Annotated in this window: 1 protein-coding gene; it reads right to left on the reverse strand. The window is 41.8% G+C overall.

From position 1 onward, the window contains the following. A partial coding sequence (locus ACINWC743_RS22615) for an MBG domain-containing protein (RefSeq protein ID WP_009587161.1) occupies positions 1–347 on the reverse strand: 347 nt, incomplete at both ends.

The raw sequence follows: 347 nt of genomic DNA on the forward strand, positions 1-347 counted from the left end.
CACCATTGACCAAACCTGTTGCACTAAAGCCTGATGCTGTTTGGTTTTTGCCGTTATAGGTCGTATTTAAACTATTCGCTGTCACCGTCGCTTTGGCTTTAGCAATATCTAAAGCCCCATCGACAAAGGTGAGATCATAGTTTTTATCAACGCCATTGGCTTTGTTTGTATAACTGCCTGCGTCTTTAGCCATTACAGATGCTGTCACACCTGATAAGACTGATTCAGTTTCACCATTAACTAAGCCTATTGCACTAAAGCCAGCAGCTGTTTGATTTTGTCCATTATAAACAGTTGATACGCTATTCGCCGTTACAGTCGCTTTGGCTTTGGCAATATCCAATGCA

Origin of the sequence: Acinetobacter sp. WC-743 (assembly GCF_000335555.1) — a bacterium.
Lineage (GTDB): Bacteria > Pseudomonadota > Gammaproteobacteria > Pseudomonadales > Moraxellaceae > Acinetobacter > Acinetobacter bereziniae.